The 22,687-nt window shown below is 43.7% G+C and carries 18 protein-coding genes; 15 read left to right on the forward strand and 3 right to left on the reverse strand.

Annotated elements, in window-relative coordinates; all coding sequences use genetic code 11:
• The first annotated feature begins 34 nt into the window (after positions 1–34).
• A complete protein-coding gene (locus tag MHI23_RS03680; protein ID WP_024426644.1) occupies positions 35–1,177 on the forward strand; it encodes a DEAD/DEAH box helicase in 1,143 nt (380 codons plus the stop codon).
• Between the two features lie 37 nt (positions 1,178–1,214).
• On the opposite strand, the gene MHI23_RS03685 is transcribed toward MHI23_RS03680, so the two are convergent.
• Positions 1,215–2,219, reverse strand: coding sequence for an NADP-dependent oxidoreductase (locus tag MHI23_RS03685; RefSeq protein WP_248351231.1), 1,005 nt, complete (start codon positions 2,217–2,219; stop codon positions 1,215–1,217).
• Positions 2,220–2,339: 120 nt separating this feature from the next.
• On the reverse strand, positions 2,340–2,717 hold the full coding sequence (locus MHI23_RS03690; protein WP_024426642.1) for a YfmB family protein: 378 nt from the start codon (positions 2,715–2,717) through the stop codon (positions 2,340–2,342).
• Between the two features lie 221 nt (positions 2,718–2,938).
• On the opposite strand from MHI23_RS03690, the gene MHI23_RS03695 reads away from it, so the two are divergent.
• The 12 genes from MHI23_RS03695 (at position 2,939) to MHI23_RS03750 (ending at position 19,974) form a co-directional block, all read left to right on the forward strand.
• Positions 2,939–3,286, forward strand: coding sequence for a general stress protein (locus MHI23_RS03695; protein WP_024424592.1), 348 nt, complete (start codon positions 2,939–2,941; stop codon positions 3,284–3,286).
• A gap of 948 nt (positions 3,287–4,234) precedes the next feature.
• Positions 4,235–4,891 carry a methyltransferase domain-containing protein gene (locus MHI23_RS03700; protein ID WP_342492298.1) on the forward strand — a complete coding sequence of 219 codons (657 nt, stop codon included), beginning with the start codon at positions 4,235–4,237 and terminating at the stop codon, positions 4,889–4,891.
• 281 nt (positions 4,892–5,172) lie between these two features.
• On the forward strand, positions 5,173–5,898 hold the full coding sequence (locus tag MHI23_RS03705; protein ID WP_024426639.1) for a GTP cyclohydrolase II: 726 nt from the start codon (positions 5,173–5,175) through the stop codon (positions 5,896–5,898).
• 32 nt (positions 5,899–5,930) lie between these two features.
• Positions 5,931–6,734 (forward strand): SUMF1/EgtB/PvdO family nonheme iron enzyme, encoded by an 804-nt coding sequence (locus tag MHI23_RS03710; RefSeq protein ID WP_024424597.1) that lies wholly within the window; start codon positions 5,931–5,933, stop codon positions 6,732–6,734.
• 4 nt (positions 6,735–6,738) lie between these two features.
• The gene (locus MHI23_RS03715) at positions 6,739–8,496 is read left to right on the forward strand and encodes a WD40 repeat domain-containing protein (protein WP_342492299.1); all 1,758 of its coding nucleotides are present in this window, start codon (positions 6,739–6,741) and stop codon (positions 8,494–8,496) included.
• Between the two features lie 283 nt (positions 8,497–8,779).
• Positions 8,780–9,862, forward strand: a complete 1,083-nt coding sequence (gene ribD, locus MHI23_RS03720) for a bifunctional diaminohydroxyphosphoribosylaminopyrimidine deaminase/5-amino-6-(5-phosphoribosylamino)uracil reductase RibD (protein WP_224427211.1) — start codon at positions 8,780–8,782, stop codon at positions 9,860–9,862.
• A gap of 112 nt (positions 9,863–9,974) precedes the next feature.
• Complete coding sequence (locus MHI23_RS03725; protein ID WP_342492300.1) at positions 9,975–13,109, forward strand: exosporium glycoprotein BclB-related protein; 3,135 nt, start codon at positions 9,975–9,977, stop codon at positions 13,107–13,109.
• 139 nt (positions 13,110–13,248) lie between these two features.
• Positions 13,249–14,844: a sensor histidine kinase gene (locus MHI23_RS03730; RefSeq protein WP_024426634.1), complete on the forward strand. Its 1,596-nt coding sequence runs from the start codon at positions 13,249–13,251 to the stop codon at positions 14,842–14,844.
• Between the two features lie 3 nt (positions 14,845–14,847).
• Positions 14,848–15,543 carry a response regulator gene (locus MHI23_RS03735; protein WP_025092679.1) on the forward strand — a complete coding sequence of 232 codons (696 nt, stop codon included), beginning with the start codon at positions 14,848–14,850 and terminating at the stop codon, positions 15,541–15,543.
• A gap of 3 nt (positions 15,544–15,546) precedes the next feature.
• Positions 15,547–16,524 carry a tripartite tricarboxylate transporter substrate-binding protein gene (locus MHI23_RS03740; protein WP_024426632.1) on the forward strand — a complete coding sequence of 326 codons (978 nt, stop codon included), beginning with the start codon at positions 15,547–15,549 and terminating at the stop codon, positions 16,522–16,524.
• Between the two features lie 342 nt (positions 16,525–16,866).
• A complete protein-coding gene (locus MHI23_RS03745; protein ID WP_024426631.1) occupies positions 16,867–18,165 on the forward strand; it encodes a citrate:proton symporter in 1,299 nt (432 codons plus the stop codon).
• 177 nt (positions 18,166–18,342) lie between these two features.
• Entirely contained in the window at positions 18,343–19,974 is a 1,632-nt protein-coding gene (locus tag MHI23_RS03750) for a M14 family metallocarboxypeptidase (RefSeq protein ID WP_342492301.1), read from the forward strand.
• A 71-nt stretch (positions 19,975–20,045) separates the two neighbouring features.
• Here MHI23_RS03750 and MHI23_RS03755 read toward each other — a convergent pair whose 3' ends face one another.
• Positions 20,046–20,531, reverse strand: coding sequence for a phenolic acid decarboxylase (locus MHI23_RS03755; RefSeq protein WP_008341777.1), 486 nt, complete (start codon positions 20,529–20,531; stop codon positions 20,046–20,048).
• Positions 20,532–20,643: 112 nt separating this feature from the next.
• On the opposite strand from MHI23_RS03755, the gene MHI23_RS03760 reads away from it, so the two are divergent.
• Positions 20,644–21,201, forward strand: coding sequence for a PadR family transcriptional regulator (locus MHI23_RS03760; protein WP_024426629.1), 558 nt, complete (start codon positions 20,644–20,646; stop codon positions 21,199–21,201).
• Positions 21,202–21,305: 104 nt separating this feature from the next.
• Positions 21,306–22,412, forward strand: a complete 1,107-nt coding sequence (locus tag MHI23_RS03765; protein ID WP_342492302.1) for a nitric oxide synthase oxygenase — start codon at positions 21,306–21,308, stop codon at positions 22,410–22,412.
• Positions 22,413–22,687 lie beyond the last annotated feature (275 nt).

The raw sequence follows: 22,687 nt of genomic DNA on the forward strand, positions 1-22,687 counted from the left end.
AAGGATAGATTGAATGAGGATAAAGGAGATCAACATGACGGAAAATTGGGCATTTTTGAAAGAAGCAAAGCCATTTATTCAGGAAAACTTTCAAGCGGCTGGCTTCGAAAAACCAACAGCTATACAAGAAAAAACAGCAGAGTGGATTACGGAGAAGCGTGATGTGATCGCAGAATCGCCAACTGGAACGGGGAAGACACTTGCGTATGTACTGCCGCTTTTAAATAAAATTGATGTCAATATTAAGCATCCCCAAGTCTTAATCTTGGCACCTTCAAGAGAGCTTGTGATGCAAATCTTTGATGTCGTGCAAGAGTTCAAACAAGGATCAGACATCAAAGCGGTCTCCTTGATTGGTGGAGCGAACATCAAGAAGCAGCAAGAAAAACTAAAGAAACACCCGAACATCGTTGTGGCGACACCGGGCCGAGTACAAGAATTAATCAAAATCAAGAAACTGAAAATGCACGAAGTCAAAACGATTGTATTAGACGAAGCAGATCAGCTTCTTGTGCCAGAGCATATGAAAACGATCCAAGGGATCATTAAGTCCACATTAAAAGAAAGACAAATCCTTTGTTTTTCTGCAACGTTGAAAGAAGAAACCGTTCAGCTGATCAAAGAAATGACATCTGAACCAGAAGTATTGAAAATTGCTAGAAGCGAGGAAGAAGCGCAGAAAGTGGGTCACTATTATCTGTTATGTGATCAGCGTGACAAAGTGAAACTGCTGCAAAAGCTATCACGGCTTGAGGACATGCAGGCGCTCGTTTTTGTGCGTGACATTACGAACTTAAGCATTTATGCAGAGAAATTAGCGTACCATCATGTCGACCTTGGTGTCCTTCATAGTGAAGCAAAAAAAGCTGAACGTGCTGTGATCTTGAAATCATTTGAACAGCGTGAATTCCCGCTCCTCCTTGCAACAGATATTGCAGCAAGAGGAATCGATATTGATGATCTGCCATATGTGATTCATGCAGATATGCCAAATGAAGAGGGATACATCCACCGTTCAGGCAGAACCGGACGCGCAGGAAAAGAAGGCGCAGTCATCAGTCTTGTCACACCTCAAGAGCAATCAATGCTGAAAAAAATGGCGAAAAAGCTGAATCTTTCGCTTGAAGAAATTGTGTATAAGCAAGGCCAGCTGCACCTTGCGCCCAAGCAGGCATAAGAAAAGGACCCTCCATTATTGGCAGGGTCCTTTTTTATTATGAAATTTTGACAAGCTGTTTTCCGACATTTTCCCCTTTGAATAGTCCAAGGAATGCATCAGGAATGTTGTCAAAGCCTTCAATGATTGTTTCTTTATATGTGAGTTTGTCTTCTTTTACCCATTGTGCGAGATCTTTCGCTGCCTCTCCAAAACGATCTGAATAGTTGCCAACGATGAAGCCTTGCATCAATGCGCTTGTTTTGATGAGTTTTGTTTGCACACGCGGTCCGATGTCCTCGCTTGCGCTAATGTTATAAGAAGAAATTGCGCCGCATACTGGAATGCGTGCAAAACGGTTCAAATAATTCATCACCGCATCTGAAATCTCGCCGCCTACATTGTCAAAGTACACATCAACGCCGTTAGGACAGGCTTTTGCAATGGCATCATCTAAATCATTTGTTGTTTTATAATTAATCGTTTCATCAAAGCCCAATTCTTTTAAATAAGCGAGTTTATCATCAGATCCGGCAATTCCAACGACGTGTGCGCCTTTGATCTTAGCGATTTGTCCTACAACAGAACCAACAGCTCCTGCGGCTCCAGAGATGACAACCGTCTCGCCTTCTTTTGGCTGGCCAATCGCAAGCAGGCCGAAGTAAGCGGTTTGCCCTGGCATGCCCAAAATGCCTAAATAATAGGACAATGGCGCAATGGACGGATCAATTTTAGTCAGAGATTCAGCTTTGGCAGTGGAATATTCTTGCCATCCAAGGAATCCAAGGACAAAATCACCCTTTTCAAATTGAGGCGATTTCGACTCAACGACTTCTCCGACGACACCGCCCTGAATCACTTCATTTAGCTTGAACGGAGGTGTATAGGATTTTGTATCCTGCATTCGTCCTCTCATATAAGGATCTACAGAAACATATTTCGTTTGAATCAAGACCTCTCCATCTTGCGGCACAGGTATATCTACTGTTTCAAAATGAAAAACATCTTTTGTAGGTAATCCTTTTGGACGTTTAGCTAATTGAATTTGCTTTTGTTGACTCATGTAAAATCCTCCCTTTCACTTACAGCCTAGATTTACATTAACATGATGCTTCTTTTCGTTCAAAACATACGGTCTTTTCAAAACACACACAAAAAAGCAGCCGCCATCTCATCGAAGGGACTACTTTTTCTGAAAAGATACAGAGAGGAGCGGCGGGAGACAGCCAAACAGCTGATACACATCCGCATCACGTTCTTTTAACAAATATTCGTTTGCATTTTGCATGGAGGCTTTCATCATATCGCGCGTCACAAAAGGAAAAAGGATATTCAAGTATGAGGACAACATGTCTTGTGGATCTTGTTCAATTGACTCGATATCTCCAATGTTAATAATGATGGAAAAGAGATAATCAATGGAGATGTGAAAGTGCTGTTCGGCAAACAATGTAAGCGGCTTTGTATTTGCTTCTTCAGGATTCCACTTTTGAAAAAGCTGTTTCACCAAATCACTGACAACCCAAGCATTAAACTGCTGCTCCGCTGAAAAGTAATACATCAGCTCTCCCTCATTTCTAGCCTCCAGTATAAGAATTGTACAACAAATCAACAGGATTGAACATAATAATTCAGAAAATTTAGTCATTTTTACAGGCTTTTTGTCAAAAATAAGTCGATAGACATGGTACGTCGATCAAGCAATTTGGATGTGCTCGTGGAAGGTTTAATGTCAAAAGTGACGGGTAAAAGATTCGTAAGACGTTAAAGGAGGAATATAAAATGAAACCTGTTGTAAGAGAGTATTCAAATGATGAAACACTTCAAAAAGATGTAGAGCAATTAAAGGCACTCGGTGTTGCAAGAGAGGACATTTATGTTCTGTCCCATGACGATGACCGAACAGAGCGTATTGCAAGTAATGCAGATGCCAATACGATTGGCTCAAGAGAAGTTGGACTCAAACATGCGGTTGGGAACATCTTTAGTAAAAAGGGCGATGAGCTCCGCAATAAAATTCATGAAATTGGTTTCTCAAAAGAAGAAGCTGAGACATTTGAAGAACATTTAGACGAAGGGAAAGTCCTTCTCTTTGTCACAGATCATGAAAAAGTGAAAAACTGGGCGTAAACGCCAACCGAAAAAGCCTCTTACTTTTGTAAGGGGCTTTTTTTCATGCTTCCATGTCTGAAAGAGAGACATATATCTTTTTTACGATATTAAGTAAATACAGAAGTATGGAATAAATAGTAAACTCTCTAATTGAAAATGCCGTTATACCAATGAAAATCAAGAAGAATCAGAAAAAATAGTCGAAATATCACAAAAAACCATTCGGGAAATAATCATTGTATCTTTCTATTTTGATTTAAAATTAAATAAAAAACTTGTGTAATTTAGTAGATAAATTTCTTAGTTCTATTGGTTTAAGTTGTATTTTTGTGTAGAAATAAGTGTTTTAAGGTCAAAAAACCACGAAAATTACCTGTATTTTCAATTAGAAAATTCATTTTAATGTTTAGGAAATAATTTGTTGACAAAATAAACTAAAAACAATATATTTGGCTTAATCCAGTCATTATGGAATTAGTTGTTAAATTTCCGGCGGGTTTATTCGAAGCATAATCTAGTGAAAGGGGGTGGCAAGAACCAAAGCGTAAGCGCCTCTTAGATACAAAAATGTCTACTAGAACTGAACAAATCGTCGTTTACTTGAAGAAAAAATGATCGCCATTCTAAACAGTAGATTGATAAGCACAGTGTAAGAGATTGTCCAAAAGACGTTAAGTCCTTATAAAAAAGAGAAAGCGGTTTCAATAAGAAATGTGAGTTGATCGAACGGTAAAGGAGGTGAACTCATATGAAAAAAAGAGAGAACAAGCTGAGGCGATGCGGCCTTCGAAGGGCTGCATATGAGGATGAATGCTGAAAAAGAAGAGTAAACATGTGGGGTGCTTCTCTTCTTTTTCAGAAAAACAGATTTTCCTAAAAAATCCATCTTTCATTTTAACATAAGGTTTTTGGCTTGAAAACCACCTTTGCCCGAAAAGAAGATTGTGAATTGAAGGAGGTTTCATGATGAAAAAGGCTTTGTACCATGAAGACAGTGGATTGTATTTAGAAAAGATGCGCATGGCATTCCAAGAGCATTATGAGCAAAGAACAGATATGTGGTCTACTGATTCATCCTTAACAGACGCAGCAGTGATGTCATTAAAGGCATGGCGTTCAAGGGAAAAGAATGCACTTGCTTCTGTGCTGGATATCGGGTGCGGCAACGGCCGTGCACTAGAACATTTAAGCGGGCTTTCCGCATATGTCGGTATCGACCTGTATGAGCATGAGGAGTGGGAAGGGTTACAGAAAAGAGAAACAGTTCCTGTCCATTTTGTTCATCAAGATTTTATGTCATGGTCCATGGATCAGGGACGCGGGATGCAGTTTGATTTAATTTTAGATCATGGCTGCTTTCATCATCAACATCCTGATGATCATGAACGTTATTTAAAACAGGTCTCTTCTTTACTTCATGAAGGCGGTGTCTTTTCACTTGTTGTCTGGGGAGAACAGTGGAAAACAGGATTAATCGGAGAAGATGGCCGTTTCCATTTTTCATTTTCAGATTCTCAGCTTGGCGAAAAAATTTGTACATCAGGTCTTGAGCTTGTATCCATATCACCGTTACAAGCGAAGGCTGGAATAAGCCAGCATCATGTCATTGCCGTCAAAATCTAGTACAAAGGTGATTGATTCAAAGCTAGCAGAGGTGTTCATGGGAAGAAAGAGCGGCTGCCAATCAAGGGCGTTTGCTGCTCTGCCAGAAAATAAAGCATATGAACCAAGATTTCTGCTCCTTTGTACTGGAAAAGGACAAGGTCTAAAGCGATGAGAGACACTGCACATCCATTTCCTTCTGCGGGAACACACAGGCTAAGGGAGTGCGTACACATATTCATCACTCCATCACTGCGCTATGGGAGTCGATTTGGGTGCAGTGATGAATAGGGGGGAGACAAATGAACAAGTTTGTAGATGAATTACAATCAATGATTCATCATTTTACCTTTCAAGATAAACACTATTTGCTCGTGGGGCCTGTGAATTTGCCAATTTCCATTCAACATGAAGAAGTGCCATTTAAGTGGTATGCCTTCGCGCCTGTTGAACGGGATACAAAACCAACAATCGAATCTATTGTCCAAATGAGTACCGCGCAGCAAACCTTTTCCTCTTGTCTCTTATTTGGCGACTTTGAAAATGAACGGCCGCCGCTTGTGCGAATCCATAGTGTCTGCCAAACAGGGGATGTGTTTGGATCACTGAAATGTGATTGTGGTCCACAGCTTGCATTATCGCTGAAGAAAATCACCGATTACGGAAAAGGCATGCTTGTGTATATGGCCAATCAAGAAGGTCGGTCTATTGGGCTGATGGCAAAAGCGTTGACGTATAAATTACAGGAGATGCAGCTGGATACTTTTGAAGCCAACCGCCTGATCGGCTGCGGGGATGATGATCGGCATTACGAGGAAGCAGCAGCTGTTTTGCACTATTTAAACAAAGGAAAACCATTGCATTTACTAACGAACAATCCAGATAAAGTCGATTCTATTGCAGCTTTCGGTCTTCCTGTTTTGCGGTTTGATCATACGGTCGAAGCCTCTCTCTACAATGAAGCCTATTTAAAGGCAAAAGCAGCCTCAGGGCATATGGTCGATGAGAAGAAATTAATTAATCAATAGACGAGTTTATTGAAAGAAGGCGGGAGAAAAGCGTGAAACCTGATATCAATTGGATTCAAATCCCAAGCGGCTATGCAACGATTGGAAGTAATGAAGAAGATATGAAAAAGGCAGCAGAATTCTGGAAGGACAAGCTGCTCAATCCAACCTACGGCCGTGAGAAAAAATTTCAAAAATGGCTGTACAAAGAATTTCCGTCCTATCAGCCGTATATCAACGAATTTTTTATCTCAGATACGGTCGTCAGCAATGAACTGTATCAAAGCTATTGTGATGAAACAGGCCAGACATACCCGGAGAGTTTAACGAACGAAGAGCTTGGCGGGGGAAAAGATCATCCAGCTTGGGGCATGGACATTGAGGATGCCTTCTCGTTCTGTCAGTGGCTGAGCGGGAAACTTGGGATTGATGTTTCGATTCCTACTGAAGAAGAATGGGAGTATGCTGCCCGGGGAAACACGAGAAATCAATACCCGTGGGGAGATGAGTTTGATCCTTCTTACTGCAATACGCACGAATCAAATATTGAAAAAACGACGCCTGTCCGTCATTACGAAAAGGGCCGATCCTTATTTGGTCTTTATGATATGGGAGGAAACGTCGAGGAATGGGTCAACACCAAATATCACGTTTATGAAGGCGGCATCGAGGTCGTCGATGATTTAACGGAAACACTCGGAAGTGACTACTACATTTTAAAAGGCGGCTCTTTCGCAAGAGGCGGAGATTTATGCAGAGTCGCAAGAAGACACGGGAAGCACCCAGATCCTGTTTTTCGATTTACTGGTTTTCGTTTAGTGACTCGTCAAAAACAACATATAAAGGTGGGAGTGTAAAACTATGCATAGAGGACCAATTACATCTGTTTTATCAACTCAGCACGACCAAATTGTTTACACTGGCGGCTATGACCGCTGTATTTATCAGTGGAACCTGGCGACGGGAGAAGGAACGTTTATTGGCAGTCACGAGCATATCATTAACTCTTTATCTCTTTCTGAAAACGGAAAGTATTTAGCAAGTGCATCGTCAGACTATACCATTCAATTGTATGATACAGGCACACATACCCGAATCCGCACGTTGTTTGGTCATGCAGATGATGTAGAAGCCGTCGCTTTTGCGAAGCAGGATACTTTACTTGTATCCGTGTCCAGAGATAGAAGATGCTTAGTCTGGGATATCGAAACGGGCGCTATTTTAAGAGAATTCCATGGCCATAGCAAAGATGTATTAGCTGTATGGATACATGGTGATAAAGCTTATACAACAGGTGATGATGGATATGTCCTTGTATGGCTGTATGAAACCGGAGAAATTGTAGGGGAAATCGGCCCGTTTGATTATGAGCTCGATACAATCAGCGGCAGCAATCAAAAAGAAGTATTCGCACTTGGCAGAGATGATGGCACTGTTATTATTTACGATGCAGCTACTTTACAGGAGAAGAAAATCATCAAAGCCCATTTACAGGGCGTCAAGCGCGTGAATTTTTCTCCAAGCGGCAATTACTTGCTGACAGCAGGCTACGACCATTTAATTAAGCTGTGGAATTATGAAACAGGTGATTTAGTCGATACACTGCTGCCTCATAAATATCAGTGGGAGCGCTCACTTGTCTGGACAGAGGATGAGAAGTCAATACTAGGGGCCAGCTTTGGAAAAACATATTGTGAATGGTCGATCGAAAAGGGCAAAGTCATATCAGATGAGATCGAAATGGCGACACCATCTATCAATGATATTGCGCTGACTGATGCGGGTGATATTATTACCGCATCTGATGATGGAAAATTCAGAAAAAATGGGATTGAAATCGCCAAATCGACGGGCGTTTTAACAAATGGAGTAGCTGTTGCACGGGATGGAAGCTATTATGCGTGGGGAGATCATGCAAGTCAGGTGCATATTGTTCATGAGTCATTAAAGCAAATGGTTTCGTTTGATCTTAACACAGGTCCGGTCAACAGCGTGTATTTTCACGAGGAGGATCGTCAATTTTATATTGGAACTTATGGCGGTTATGTCCATGTCATTTCGACAGAACACTTAAAGGAAATCGGCCGTTCCAAAGCACACGATTGTGCAGTTAAAGCATTAAAGGTAGAAGGAGATCTTATCATCACAGCAGCAGTTGAAGGAACCATCTGTCTTTTAGATAAAAAGAGTTTGTCCTTAAAAGCGGAATACATTGGTGCGACAGAGCTGTTAAATGATGTCTTTATTGATAGTAAACGAGACCGTATCGCCATTGTCAGCCGCGACAAGAATGTGAGATTGTTTGATTTGCATACAGGAAGAATTTTAGACCAGCATAACGAACACCAGTATTCGATTAAATCGGTCACAGTCACAGACTCAGGCTATATTGTAAGCGGTGATTATTGGGGCTATATCGTTGTGTGGAATCCAGAGCTGGATGTCAACACCGGCCCAATTAGAATTGCCCAAAATGGGATTAGTGCCATCAGACAATTAGGCAATGATGTATATGCAAGCTCATATGACGGCGGGATTTATCACGTTCGAGAAGATGGGACGCATACCGAAGTATTACGCTTATTTGAACAATTTCCGAAAGAAGTAATCTCTCATTAAGAAAAAGAATGTAAGCGGGGGATTCTCATGATAAGTGTTTGCAAGGAACATATGAAAAAAGGTCTGTCTGTACTCAATTGTCCGCATGTGCTCCTCATTAATAAATATGAATGTCGCAAATGCTGTTTTTGTATACAACGAGCATCTTATAAACTTTTTTATTCCTTGCCTTACTATGATCGATCTGAAAAGAAACGGATGGAAAAAATATAGCACATGAGAATAGAACTCCTTCATTCCCTGAAGGAGTTCTTTCCCTTGAAAGAGAGGAAAGGAGACTTACATGAAAGACGATGTTTTTTATATGAAGCTAGCGATTGCCAACGCAAAGGCCATGAAAGGACAAACCTCGCCAAATCCGCTTGTCGGGGCAGTGGTAGTCAAAAAAGGTGAGATCGTTGGAATTGGTGCTCACATGAAGGCGGGCGAGCCGCATGCTGAAATTCATGCGCTGCAAATGGCAGGAGATAAGGCGAAGGGGGCTCATCTATATGTGACGCTCGAACCTTGTTCGCATCATGGAAAAACAGGCCCTTGCTCAGAAGCCATTATAAAGAGCGGGGTGAAACGTGTGGTCATTGCCACTAGGGACCCAAATCCACTTGTAGCAGGTAAAGGGGTCACGATGTTGAAACAGGCAGGGATAGAAGTAGAAGAAGGGGTATGTAAGCGGGAAGCGGACAGCTTAAATCTTCCTTTTTTTCATTCGATACAATCAGACCTTCCTTATGTCATATTAAAAACAGCCATTTCGTTAGATGGGAAAATTGCAACAGCTCATCAAGAAAGCAAATGGATTACAGGGACAGAAGCGAGGAATGAAGTGCAGCAATTACGTCAAGAAGCAGATGCTGTGATAACAGGCGTTGAAACCATTATTCAAGATGATGCAGGTCTTATTGTAAAAGATTCAATCGTGACACAGCCCATTCGTGTCATTTTAGATTCCACATTAAGGATTCCGCTTCATGCGAAATGTTTAAATGATCATATGGCAGAAACCATCATTTGTACCTCAAACAAGTACGATCAAAAAAAATACCATCAACTGGTGCAAAAAGGACATCAAGTATTTGTCACAAGCGGAGAAAATCGGACAGATCTTCATGCGGTGTTACGTATGCTGAAAAGGCGCTCTGTGATGTCGGTGCTTGTAGAGGCGGGAGGCAGTGTGAGCGCATCCTTTTTAGAAGCGTCACTTGTGAACGAAGTCATTATTTATATGGCACCATTATTAATTGGAGGGAAAGATGCACCTACTTTCTTTGAAGGAGAAGGTACGAAATCATTAAAAGAAGCCATCCGTCCGGTAGATATGGATTATAGTATGGTAGGAAAAGATTTAAAAATGACGATGAGACTTTAATGAAAGAAGGACCTTGTGCATAAAGTGCAAGGTCTTTTGATTATTTTAAAAAAATAAAAGTGTACATACACCTTTCCCAGTCATGATGAATACGATGGATGGGGGTGATTCCATGAAAAGATGTAGGCAATGTGGTAAGACATATCCAACTCATTCGACAGACCACTACCAAAAAGGAAGCTGGTATGATGCGTATAAGGATGATGGCTGGGAATGTGATAGTTGTAAAAAAGGGATATCAGAAAAGCCTAGGAAACCAGTAAAAAATCCTTGCTGCGGAAAAGATCCTTGTGTTTGTGTGATTCAAGGTCCGCCAGGCGGGAGAGGAAGAAGAGGCCCAGCAGGTCCAGCGGGTGCAGTGGGTCCAGCGGGTCCGGCAGGCCCAGCAGGTCCAGCAGGTCCAATCGGTCCAACAGGCGTAGGTTTAACAGGCATCTTGGCATTTGATCCAGCAGTAGCACCAACCTACCCAGTAGGGCAAGTGGTGACATACGATGGCAGTACGTACGTCGTCAATTCAGTACCGCCATTAGGTACACCGGATACGTCGGCAGATTATACATTATTAGCTGCAGCGGGGGAAACAGGTACAGGGCCAACAGGTGTCACAGGAGATCCAGGTCCAACTGGAGCCACAGGAGCCACCGGCGTGGGTTTAACTGGGGTTGTACCGTATGATGCTGCAGCAGCACCAGGATATCCATTGGGGCAAGTGGTGACATATGAAGGTGGAACGTATCTTGTGAATACAGCATCACCAACAGGTACACCAGATACATCACCAGATTATACGCTTTTAGCCGCTGTAGGCGCGACTGGCGTTACAGGCGCTACCGGTACGGGAGCAACAGGAGAAATTGGTCCAACCGGAGCAACCGGCGTCACGGGAGCAACAGGAGAAATTGGCCCAACCGGAGCCACTGGTGTTACAGGAGCGACTGGAGAAATTGGCCCAACCGGAACTACTGGTGTTACAGGAGCAACTGGAGCAACCGGTGCCACAGGGATTACAGGAGCGACGGGAGTAGGTCTAGCCGGCGTCACAGCGTTTGATCCAGCGGCAGCGCCGACATATCCAGTAGGTCAAGTGGTGACATATGAAGGAGGAACTTACCTCGTCAATACGGCGCCGCCAACAGGTACACCTGATACGTCACCAGATTATACGTTATTGGCCGCTGCAGGAGCGACTGGCGTTACGGGTGCAACCGGTACAGGAGTCACGGGTTCCACCGGCGCAACAGGAGTGACAGGACCAACCGGGGAAGTTGGTCCAACCGGAGCTACCGGCGTCACTGGAGTTACGGGAGCGACGGGAGAAATTGGCCCAACCGGAGCTACTGGTGTTACGGGAGCGACGGGGGAAATTGGCCCAACCGGAGCTACTGGCACAGGAGCAACAGGAGCAACAGGGATCACAGGCGCGACAGGAGAAACTGGTGCAACCGGCGTCACAGGACCAACTGGTGCAACTGGGATAACTGGTGATACAGGGGCAACAGGAGTGACCGGAGCGACAGGTGTCGGTTTATCTGGAGTTGCAGCGTTTGATCCAGCAGTAGCGCCAACCTATCCAGTAGGTCAAGTAGTGACATATGAAGGAGGAACATATCTGGTCAATACAGCGCCGCCAACAGGCACACCGGATACTTCTCCAGACTATACGTTATTAGCAGCCGCAGGCGCGACAGGTGTCACGGGAGCGACAGGAGCAACTGGGGTAACCGGTGATACAGGAGCGACCGGAGCAACGGGCGTCACAGGAGCCACCGGGGTAACAGGAGATACGGGTGTAACCGGCGTCACAGGCCCAACTGGAGCAACTGGGATAACTGGTGATACAGGGGCAACAGGAGTAACCGGTGTAGGATTAACTGGTATTCTGACATTTGACCCAGCAACAGCGCCAACCTATCCAGTAGGTCAAGTGGTGACATATGAAGGTGGAACCTATGTTGTGAATACAGCGCCGCCAACAGGCACACCGGATACTTCTTCAGACTATACGTTATTAGCAGCCGCAGGCGCGACAGGTGTCACGGGAGCGACAGGAGCAACTGGGGTAACCGGTGATACAGGAGCGACCGGAGCAACGGGCGTCACAGGAGCCACCGGAGCAACTGGGGCAACGGGTGATACAGGAGCAACGGGCGTCACAGGAGCCACCGGTGCAACTGGAGATACAGGAGCAACGGGCGTCACAGGAGCCACCGGGGTAACAGGAGATACGGGTGCAACTGGAGTAACCGGAGCAACTGGGGTAACGGGTGATACAGGTGCGACTGGAGTCACAGGAGCTACAGGTCTCACCGGAGCTACAGGAGTGACCGGTGCAACTGGATTAACTGGAGTAACCGGAGCGACAGGAGTGACCGGTGCAACTGGATTAACTGGAGTAACCGGAGCGACAGGAGTAACAGGAGCCACGGGAGTGACCGGCACAACTGGATTAACTGGAGTAACCGGAGCGACCGGTGTCACAGGAGCCACAGGCTTAACCGGAGCAACTGGAGTAACCGGAGCCACGGGAGCCACAGGTTTAACCGGAGCAACTGGAGTAACCGGAGCCACGGGAGCCACAGGTCTAACCGGAGCCACCGGAGCAACTGGATTAACTGGAGTCACCGGAGTTACAGGTCTAACCGGCGCAACGGGTCTAACCGGTGCAACAGGCGCCACGGGAGTCACAGGTACAGGAGCAACAGGCGCCACCGGTCCAACAGGAGTGACAGGATCGAGTGCGATCATTCCGTTTGCTTCAGGTACACCTGCTGTCCTGACAACAATTGCAGGCGGTCTCGTTGGAACATCCAGCTTGATCGGATTTGGTAACTCAGCGACAGGTGTCAGTATTTTAGGCGGAGTGATTGATTTAACCGGCGCTGCAGGCACTTTACTCAACATGGCGTTCTCAGTTCCTAGAGCCGGAACAATCACATCATTTGCCGGCTATTTCAGTACGACAGCTGCTCTTTCTTTGCTTGGCACAAGTATTACGGTCACAGCTAGTTTGTTTGCTTCACCAACACCAAATAACAGTTTCACTCAAGTAGCGAGTGTCACTTTAGCACCAGCTTTAACCGGTGTTTTAACGCTGGGTGCAATTGCAAATGGTATTGCGACTGGTCTAAATGTACCAGTCACACCTGAAACACGATTGCTTGTTGTATTCTCCGCATCAGCTACAGGTCTATCCTTAGTGAATACCGTAGCAGGCTATGCGAGTGCTGGTTTATCGATCACGTAATAGGCATACAGGGACGACTCGATTTTGAGTCGTCTTTTTTGTTTGAAAGAATTTTCTCTTAACTTAGTAAGAAAAAATGATATCATTTTCTTAGAGTCTATTCGGTGAATCTACTGAATTAGGGGTTGTAGCGGTGAGAATGGGCAAAAGGAAAGTCACTTTACAAACGAAAATTTTGGGGTTAATTATCGGGCTTTTGCTTGTTGTCATTGCATTATTAACCATTTGTTTTGGTTTTTTGCAGACATCAGAAAGGCAGGGGCAAGCTGAACAGCTGGCGGTGCAGACCGCTAGAACGATATCATATATGCCGCCCATTAAAGCATCGGTGGCTCTATCAGCGTCCCAAAATGAAGAACAGGCAGTGCTTGAGCAAATGAAGGAGCAAGTAAGAGCTCATGCCATCTTCATTACCAATCGAAAAGGAAAGGTCCTTGTTCATACGAATCATGAGGACGTAGGAAAAACCATCAGTGTTTCGGAAGGAAGAAGTACTCTCTTATTTGGAGGAACCTCCATATCAACTGATGATTCTAATGGTGAAACCGTTGTCAGAGGCAGTGCACCCATTATGAAAGAAACAGAGGGGCATGAAGAAATTATCGGCACAGTCACCGTCGAATTTTTAAAAAAGGAAATTGATCAAGCGACAGCTCATCAGCTATTGAAGCTTAGCTATATTGCCCTTCTCGTGCTTTTGCCTGGCATATTCGGTGCGATTTTTTTAACGAAGAGTATTCGCAAAGATACATTAGGGCTTGAGCCGCATGAAATTGCTTCGTTGTATCGAGAAAGAGAAGCGATGCTGCTCGCTATAAAAGAAGGGATCATTGCGTTTGACCAGAAAGGCGCGATTACGATGATGAATACATCAGCTGAGCACATGCTGCGCGTCTCATCAAAGCTGCCTCTTCATATTGATCAAGTCTTGCCAAATGCCAAACTTCTTCTCTATTTAAAGGCAGAGACGATTGAACCTAACATCGAAACCGTCGTCAATGATAAAACCTATGTCTTAAATGTGAAAAAAGTAATGCAGGATCATCGAGTATTCGGAGGGATTGTGAGCTTCAGAGAGAAAACAGAGCTGACGAAGCTGCTGGATACATTAACAGAGGTCAGCCAATATTCAGAAGACCTAAGAGCCCAAACGCACGAATTCTCAAATAAGCTGTACGCCATTTTAGGCCTGCTTGAGCTGAAGCAAGTCGATGAAGCCATCGACTTAATTAAAGAAGAATATCATCTGCAAAACCGTCAGCACGATTTACTCATGAAGCAGATTCGGTCTCCTAAAATACAAGCCATCTTACTTGGCAAGTTAGGGAAAGCATCTGAGAAGAAAGTCCATTTCCACATTGATGAAAATAGCTCACTTGAGCCGCTCCCAGCTCATTTAAGTTTATCTCACTTTATCACCATCATTGGCAATCTCGTAGACAATGCTTTTGAAGCTGTATTAAATAAGGAGAAGCGCGAGGTAGACCTGTTCATCACAGATATTGGGTTTGATATTATCATAGAAGTGTCAGATTCAGGTGATGGGGTGAATGAAGAAGAACTGTCACAGATTTTCACAAGAGGCCATTCGTCAAAGGGAGAAGGACGAGGCTATGGGCTTGCGAATGTGAAAGAAGTATTGGACGAGCTTGGGGGCTGGATTGAAGTTGCGAACCAAAAAGAAGGCGGTGCCATCTTCACTGTATACATACCGAAAGGCACAAAGGGGGAATAGATGGTGATTAAGGTACTCATTGCGGAGGATGATTTTCGAATCGCTGCCATTCATGAATCTTATATACAAAAGATAGAAGGATTTAAGGTCGCTGGAAAGGCAAAGAGTGCAAAAGATATGTGGGAGGCGCTCCAAAGGGAACAAGTGGATCTCATCTTGCTTGATGTGTATATGCCTGATGAGCTCGGCACAAACCTGCTGCCGCTTTTAAGAGAACGCTGTCCTGAAGTAGATGTGATCATTATCACGGCTGCAACGGAAACGACGCTTTTAAGAGATGCGCTTCATTACGGAGTGGTTCATTATTTAATCAAACCGGTGACCGCACAAAAGTTTGCACAAGTTTTAACCGAATATAAAGAGAAGAAAGACATCATCAATTCAAAGGATGAAGTCAATCAAACGATGATCGATCTGTTTTTTGGACAGATGCAGGAAGAGCCAAAACAAAGGGATGACAGAGATCTCCCCACAGGCATCAATTCACTGACCTTGGATAAAGTGAAAACATTGATGGCATCAGAGAATAGCGGTATTACAGCAGAAGAACTCGGGGAAAAGATGGGCGCATCACGTACAACTGCGAGACGGTATGTAGAGTATCTCGTGACAACAGGGGAATGCCGGGCAGAGCTTGCATACGGAATTATTGGCAGACCTGAACGTAAATATTACCCTGCCAAACAAGCGGAGTCTTAAAAGATGAAAAAAGGAATACTTTTTGTGATCGTGCTCTGCCTTTGTATAACACTCACCTTTAATGAAAAAAAAGCCGGAGACTCTTTCCTGCAGCAAAGCTCCTTATATATTGTGGTGTCGGGTGTACCAGAGGGGGGATTTGACCAAACGGCTCAGGTGATGAAATCAGTGCTTGAACAAGAGAAGCTGGTGAACCGGCCTGTGAACATTCTTTATCAAAGAGGCGGAACGGTGGATAAAGGATGGACATACATGATGGAGCGGGAAGCCAACTATATCAGTTTAAATTCAAGTTTATTGTTAAGCCGTAATTTACTTGGCAGCAGTAACGTGACGATGAATGATGTGACACCGCTGGCAATCCTTGCAGAAGAGTGGCAGGTCGTCGCAGTCCCGATGGATTCTCCTTTTGCAAATGGGAAGGAGCTGTTACACGCCCTCAAGAAAAAACCAGATTCCTTAAAAATTGGGTTTGCGCCTGACTTTGGAAATGATGATCAAATCTCATTCGCCCGGGCAGCAGAAATGGCAGGGATTGATCCATACCGCATTCAATTTTTGAAATTTGACAGTGCAGATGATTTATTTCAGGCGCTCATCAACCATGAAGTGGATGCAGCAACGACTACCATTACAGAGGTTCGTCATGATTATGAAAAAAAGAGGCTGAAGCTCGTAGCGACGACAACCAGCCAGCGCTTAGATGGATTTGAAGATGTGCCGACATGGAAAGAGCAGGGCATTCCGCTCATCTTTTCCCATTGGCGCGGTGTGATGGGCCCTAAACAAATGAGTCAGCATGACATTCGTGAATGGGATCAGCTTCTTCAAAAAATGACGAAAACGAAGTCCTGGAAAAAGCGATTAAAGCAAAAGGGCTGGACAAGTCGTTATATGAACAGCAAAGAGGCAAAGATCTTTATGGAAAATCAATTAAGGCAATATGAGCAATTGATACAAGGAGAACAAGCGGTCGAGTGAGACCGCTTCCAGCGTGTAGACAAACCCTTGCATTCGCCCGCATTCCTGCGTGCCGGTGCTCACCAATCTCATATCGCTCCAGTACTCGTCTTTCCTAGACTTCAAAGGTTTTCTATCACGCTGAAAAGAAAACAAAGGGCTAAAATAAACCCTTTGTTTTTTTCATGGAATCAAAAAAGCCCAATGTTTGAACAAAATGAACAAAAAGCATTTATCGACCGAAAAAGAATTAAAATTCATAATATTTACTTCAATTCTCACCTCAGATATGATGACAAAAAGGGTTGGAAATGGGATACCAACACATTAATGAAAGCGTATACAACATAAGGGGTGAACAATATGCTAGCAATCTTAGGATTTCTTATGATGATTGTATTTATGGTTTTGATTATGACGAAACGTATGTCTGTTTTAACGGCATTGGTGTTAACACCGATTGCATTTGCTCTTATTGCAGGTTTTCATTTTACTGAAATTTCAGACATGATTGTCAAAGGCGTGCAGCAAGTCGCACCGACAGCGGTCATGATCATGTTTGCGATTTTGTACTTTGGCATTATGATTGATGCGGGTTTATTTGATCCAATGGTGGCGAAAATTTTAAAAATCGTTAAAGGCGATCCATTAAAAATCGTGGTCGGAACAGCTGTCCTGACGATGCTTGTTGCACTTGATGGTGATGGAACAACAACGTATATGATTACAACAACAGCGATGCTTCCACTATTTACGCTGCTTGGCATCCGTCCAATTATTTTAGCGGGTATTGCCGGGGTTGGCATGGGGATTATGAATACAATTCCATGGGGAGGCGCTACACCTAGAGCGGCGAGTGCACTTGGCGTTGACCCTTCACTTTTATTTGGACCGATGATTCCAGTCATTGGTGCAGGGGTTCTCAGTATGATTATTGTTGCTTATTTTCTTGGAAAAGCTGAAAGAAAACGCCTTGGTGTGATTGAACTTGACCAGCCGATTCATGCAAATGAAATGGCAGCGGCACTGCAAGATGACATCAAACGGCCAAAGCTTTGGTGGTTTAACCTGGCATTGACTTTGTTATTAGTGCTGCTGCTTGTATCAGGTAAAGTCAGCTTAACTGTTCTATTTGTTCTTGCTTTCTGTGTGGCAATTATCGTGAACTATCCGAACTTAGATCAGCAGCGTGAGCGAATTGCCGCTCACTCAACAAACGTTTTAGCCATTGCTTCGATGATTTTTGCGGCAGGTGTTTTTACAGGTATTCTAACTGGAACGAAAATGGTCGATGAAATGGCGATTTCGATTGTATCTGCAATTCCAGAGCAGCTTGGCGGCTTTATTCCAGTCATTGTCGCATTAACAAGCGGGATCTTTACTTTCTTTATGCCGAATGATGCATACTTTTATGGCGTACTGCCGATCCTATCAGAAACAGCGGCAGCATACGGTGTCGATAAAATTGAGATTGCCAGAGCCTCTATTATTGGTCAGCCGATTCATATGTTAAGTCCACTTGTTCCATCGACTCATTTACTTGTTGGACTTGTTGGCGTATCACTGGATCAGCATCAGAAATTTGGGATGAAATGGGCGGTACTGGCAGTCGTCGCTATGACTGTCGTGGCGGTTCTCATTGGGGCCATTTCCATCTGGTAAATAAAAAAGTGTCTGCTGCGGGCAGGCACTTTTTTTAGGTCATATTGCCGGGCAGGCTCCATTCATTTGCCCTAGACAAAGATATGCCTGTTCCTCCAAAAGATTTATTTTTGAAAAATACTGACACTTTTTCTGTTTTTTTCTTTATAATGCAAATCAACGAAGGGAGAGGATAGCATGTCCAAACGAAAAGGCACGATTCTTTTTGCTGCTGCATGCCTCTTGGCAGGCAGTTTGTCGATGGTGAGCCCAGCTTCAGCTCATGCAGAAACCCCTTATTATGGAAAGAGTTATGAACAGCCGGCTTCAGTGAAAAAGCTATACCCTAAGTCTGGCGAGACGTTTGAAACCCCTGCCTTTCAGAAAAAAGGAGAAGCATTTACGACACAAGAAGAGCTTCAAGCTTTCTTAAAAGACATTGTCCGCAAAAGCCCATATGCCACTCAGAAACAGATTGGAACATCCATTGAAGGTAGATCCATTCCGGCCCTGTACTTTACAAAGGATCGTTCCATCACGCCACTTTCAAAAAAGCCAACCATCTGGCTCCAAGCACAAATACATGGAAATGAACCAGCCTCCGGTGAATCTGCTCTCGTCATTGCAAAACGATTAGCAGGTGAAGAAGGAGAGCGTATACTCAATCATGTCAATATCATCATTGTTCCAAGAATCAATCCTGATGGTTCTTATGCGTTTGACCGCAGACTGGCAAACGGATTAGACGGAAACCGTGATCATATGACATTAGAATCTCCAGAACTGGCAGCCCTGCATCAAGAATTTAATCGGTATGCGCCAGAGGTAGTTATTGATGCCCATGAATACGATGTGGGTCAAAAGCAGTTTGAAAATATCGGTTCATCAGGCGCTCTCAAATATCATGATTTGCTTATTCTTTCAGGGAAGAATTTAAACATTCCTGAAAGCATCCGGCTGACATCAAATGAGTTATACGTTAACGGAGTTCGTGAAACGCTGACGAATAAAGGGTTTTCTAACGATTTGTATTATACAAACACAAGAGGAAAGGATGGAAAGATCGACATCTATGAAGGTGGAACGGATGCGCGAATTGGCCGTAATGCCCTTGCACTTTCGCCAGCCCTGTCATTTCTTGTAGAAAGCAGAGGGATTGGGATTGGAAGAGAGGATTTTGCCCGCCGCGTCGCTGCGCAAGTAGCCACCCATGAAAAAATCATTGAGACCACGGTGAAACATGCCAAACAGGTGAAGCGGCAAATGGTGACGGAGCGGCTGAAGCTGGTCAAAAAAGGACTGCAGCCAAATGATGATGATCAAGTGGTCATTCAAGATGATTTCCAAGCACCTGTCAATGACTCGCTGGAAATGGTTGATATTGAGAAGGGACAAACGACTCAAGTTCCTGTACGCTTTCATAGTGCGAGCGATGCTGTTCCTGTCTTAACAAGAGAACGGCCGACAGCTTATCTCATTCTTCCGGGGCATGAAGGAGTAGAAAAGAAACTCAGAACATTAGGATTAAAAAGTGTCACATTGCCGGCTGGCATGAAAGTGCCGGTACAAGCCTATCAGGTGACAAAGCGAGAGGAAAAGAGCAAAACAGATATTCAGCTTGAAACAAAACTCGTTGACAAGAAACGTCAGCTGCCAAAAGGAACAAAGGTATATGTCACGGCACAGCCGCAAACCAATTTGCTCTCACTTGCCCTTGAACCAGAATCAAAGGACAGCTATATGTCATCAGGGTTTATTGCTTCAAAAACAGGTGATGAACTGCCAGTCTATCGTTTCGTGCTTCCTCAAAAGACGTTAGGCATTCAATAAAAAAAGGCTAAAATAAAGATCATTTTAGCCCTTTTTCACCAATCTAAAGCGGCACTTGGCGTGCCGCTTTTTTATTTTCGTCCAGCTCTTATTTCATCTGTCATGCCTTCATATGGTGCTTCTGCGATAATGGTTTCGTCATTCACACCTGCATGATGGATATACGTAATGTCCGCAAATTCTGGGACAACATATTTCGGATAGGTTTCGTATTTTTCACGAGATTCTTTCATGAGATCGATGTAGTCATTTTGATAGCAGACGGTGATGTCTGGACGTTCATGCACCCATTTCGGGAAGAAGATGACGCCATGCATGCGTTTTTCTTCAGGCATAAAGTTCAGAGAGACGTCTGTCCCAGTTGGTTCTGTCCAAGAGACTTTGTATACGCCTTTTGTCAGCTTCACAATATTTACTTCTTGATCACGGACCCAGCGTCCTCCAACCATTCCGCTATGAATGCGGTAATCAATGGTGTGATCGTTTTTAATGTAAATCTCATATTCCCAGCCATTTTCATACGTATAAATCATATGAAGTCCAACGAATTGATCCATGTTTATTCCTTCTTTCATTAGAATGATGTTTTTTCAAACATGTTGTGATTTACATGTTTATTTTAAAGTCTATGATATACTATTGTCAAAGAATAAGCGTTGGAGGCCCATCATGAGAGTACTAAAATATGCCATTCTTGGCTTGCTGGATCAGCATGAGCTGACGGGATATGATATCACGAAACATTTTAAAGATTCCCTTGGACAGTTTTGGAGTGCGAAGCACAGTCAGATTTACCCTGAGCTGAAGCGTCTCACAGAGGAAGGGTTTATTGAATTTGATATTCACATACAAGGAAAAAAGCTGGAGAAGAAGGTCTATCAAATCACAGCGGCAGGAAAAGAAGAATTGCGTCAGTGGTTAAGAACAAAAGATCCGATTCCGGAAACAACAAAGGATGAATTCATGCTCAAAACCTTTTTCATCTCCTCCATGGACAAAAAAGAAGCGGCTGACCTGTTTGCCTATCAACTTTTAGAGCGCACCAAGAAAGTAGATGTGCTGGAACAAAAGCTGCACGCTTTGACAGAGGAAGACCCTTCTGCTGAATCACTGCATTCAGCGCAATTTGGGCATTACTTAGTGCTGACAAGGGCAATCGAAAGGGAAAAAGGCTATGTACGCTGGCTCCAAAAGACCCTTAAACGAATTGATTCATCTATGATCTAAGGACAATGGTCGGATGATTTGATAAAAAATGGTTTGAAACGAGTGAATTTATCAATAGAAACCGCTACAATGGATATATTCGTATTAAAGTGAGGCGAGTATGTTTGAGTAATCAAGAAGCGTTGTGGAATGAAGCAGAAGCTTTTATTTCTGTATGCTATGAAGAATTAAACAAGTCAAATGAAGAGAAAGCAGCACGTCTGCATGAAATAAAAAAAGAAATTGAGTCTGAAGGAATTTATACGCATACACTAGAGGAATTAGCTCACGGGGCGAAAATGGCATGGCGCAACAGTAACCGCTGCATTGGCCGTTTGTTTTGGTCGACCCTGCAAGTGCATGACTGCCGGCATGTAAAGACAGAGGATGAGGTGAAGGAGGCGCTCTTTCATCATATTGAGTATGCGACAAATGGCGGGAAAATCAAACCGTCCATTACGATCTTTCCCCCAGAGAAAAACAGACAGAAGGAAGTCGTCATTTATAATCATCAGCTCGTTCGTTATGCAGGCTATGAAACGGAATACGGCATCGTCGGCGACGAGGCATCTCTTGAATTAACAAAATTATGTGAAGCACATGGCTGGAAAGGGGAGGGCACACATTTTGATATTCTGCCTCTCATGTTTCAGCTAAAAGGTCAGCCGCCTGTTCTATATGAGCTTCCGAAAGAAATCGTCCAAGAGGTAGAGATCACCCATCCTGAATATGATGGATTCCGTGATTTGGGACTAAAATGGTATGCGGTCCCGATTATTGCTGATATGAAATTAGAAATTGGCGGTATTCATTACAATGCTGCACCGTTTAATGGCTGGTACATGGGCACAGAAATTGGCGCACGCAACCTAGCGGATGAAAACCGCTACAATATGCTGAAAAAAGTCGCTTCTCTTTTAGGACTGGACACAACCAAGAATTCGTCCCTTTGGAAGGATAAAGCCATTGTCGAATTGAACGTGGCGGTTCTCCATTCTTATCGCGAAGCAGGGGTAACCATTGTCGATCACCATACAGCAGCACATCAATTCAAGCAGTTTGAAAAGCAGGAAGAAAAGGCTGAACGCAAGCTGACCGGGGACTGGACATGGCTGATTCCGCCAGTATCACCAGCTGCTACCCACATCTTCCACAAGCATTACGACAATACCATTGTGAAACCAAACTATTTTTATCAGGAAAAGCCCTATCACAGGACAGAAAAAGCCTAGCGAGAGCTATATGTAATTCCATAAAAAGATGTCTTTTATCATAATACATGTGTCCTCTCATATGATGTTGAACATTTAAATTGATTAAAACAAAAGGGATAGATATCTATCCCTTTTTATTTATTTATGATGACCACAAAAGATCTCTTCCTTACTACAACAATGGGCGAAAGTTTGCGCTCTCGCATTCCACTTCTGGATGACTTTCTCACCCTGAGGCTGTTTATCCTTTTGCATTCCCTGCCAAGTTTGATCCCATGAGGACCATTCTTGAT

The organism is Bacillus sp. FSL M7-0003 (assembly GCF_038628485.1).
Lineage (GTDB): Bacteria > Bacillota > Bacilli > Bacillales > Bacillaceae > Bacillus > Bacillus safensis.

What these genes read in the sequence shown, in the direction of transcription:
- MHI23_RS03680 (WP_024426644.1), top strand. Translation starts at nt 35, where the DNA reads ATGACGGAAAATTGGGCATTTTTGAAAGAAGCAAAGCCATTTATTCAG.
- MHI23_RS03685 (WP_248351231.1), bottom strand. Translation starts at nt 2,219, where the DNA reads ATGAGTCAACAAAAGCAAATTCAATTAGCTAAACGTCCAAAAGGATTA.
- MHI23_RS03690 (WP_024426642.1), bottom strand. Translation starts at nt 2,717, where the DNA reads ATGTATTACTTTTCAGCGGAGCAGCAGTTTAATGCTTGGGTTGTCAGT.
- MHI23_RS03695 (WP_024424592.1), top strand. Translation starts at nt 2,939, where the DNA reads ATGAAACCTGTTGTAAGAGAGTATTCAAATGATGAAACACTTCAAAAA.
- MHI23_RS03700 (WP_342492298.1), top strand. Translation starts at nt 4,235, where the DNA reads ATGAAAAAGGCTTTGTACCATGAAGACAGTGGATTGTATTTAGAAAAG.
- MHI23_RS03705 (WP_024426639.1), top strand. Translation starts at nt 5,173, where the DNA reads ATGAACAAGTTTGTAGATGAATTACAATCAATGATTCATCATTTTACC.
- MHI23_RS03715 (WP_342492299.1), top strand. Translation starts at nt 6,739, where the DNA reads ATGCATAGAGGACCAATTACATCTGTTTTATCAACTCAGCACGACCAA.
- ribD (WP_224427211.1), top strand. Translation starts at nt 8,780, where the DNA reads ATGAAAGACGATGTTTTTTATATGAAGCTAGCGATTGCCAACGCAAAG.
- MHI23_RS03725 (WP_342492300.1), top strand. Translation starts at nt 9,975, where the DNA reads ATGAAAAGATGTAGGCAATGTGGTAAGACATATCCAACTCATTCGACA.
- MHI23_RS03730 (WP_024426634.1), top strand. Translation starts at nt 13,249, where the DNA reads ATGGGCAAAAGGAAAGTCACTTTACAAACGAAAATTTTGGGGTTAATT.
- MHI23_RS03740 (WP_024426632.1), top strand. Translation starts at nt 15,547, where the DNA reads ATGAAAAAAGGAATACTTTTTGTGATCGTGCTCTGCCTTTGTATAACA.
- MHI23_RS03745 (WP_024426631.1), top strand. Translation starts at nt 16,867, where the DNA reads ATGCTAGCAATCTTAGGATTTCTTATGATGATTGTATTTATGGTTTTG.
- MHI23_RS03750 (WP_342492301.1), top strand. Translation starts at nt 18,343, where the DNA reads ATGTCCAAACGAAAAGGCACGATTCTTTTTGCTGCTGCATGCCTCTTG.
- MHI23_RS03755 (WP_008341777.1), bottom strand. Translation starts at nt 20,531, where the DNA reads ATGGATCAATTCGTTGGACTTCATATGATTTATACGTATGAAAATGGC.
- MHI23_RS03760 (WP_024426629.1), top strand. Translation starts at nt 20,644, where the DNA reads ATGAGAGTACTAAAATATGCCATTCTTGGCTTGCTGGATCAGCATGAG.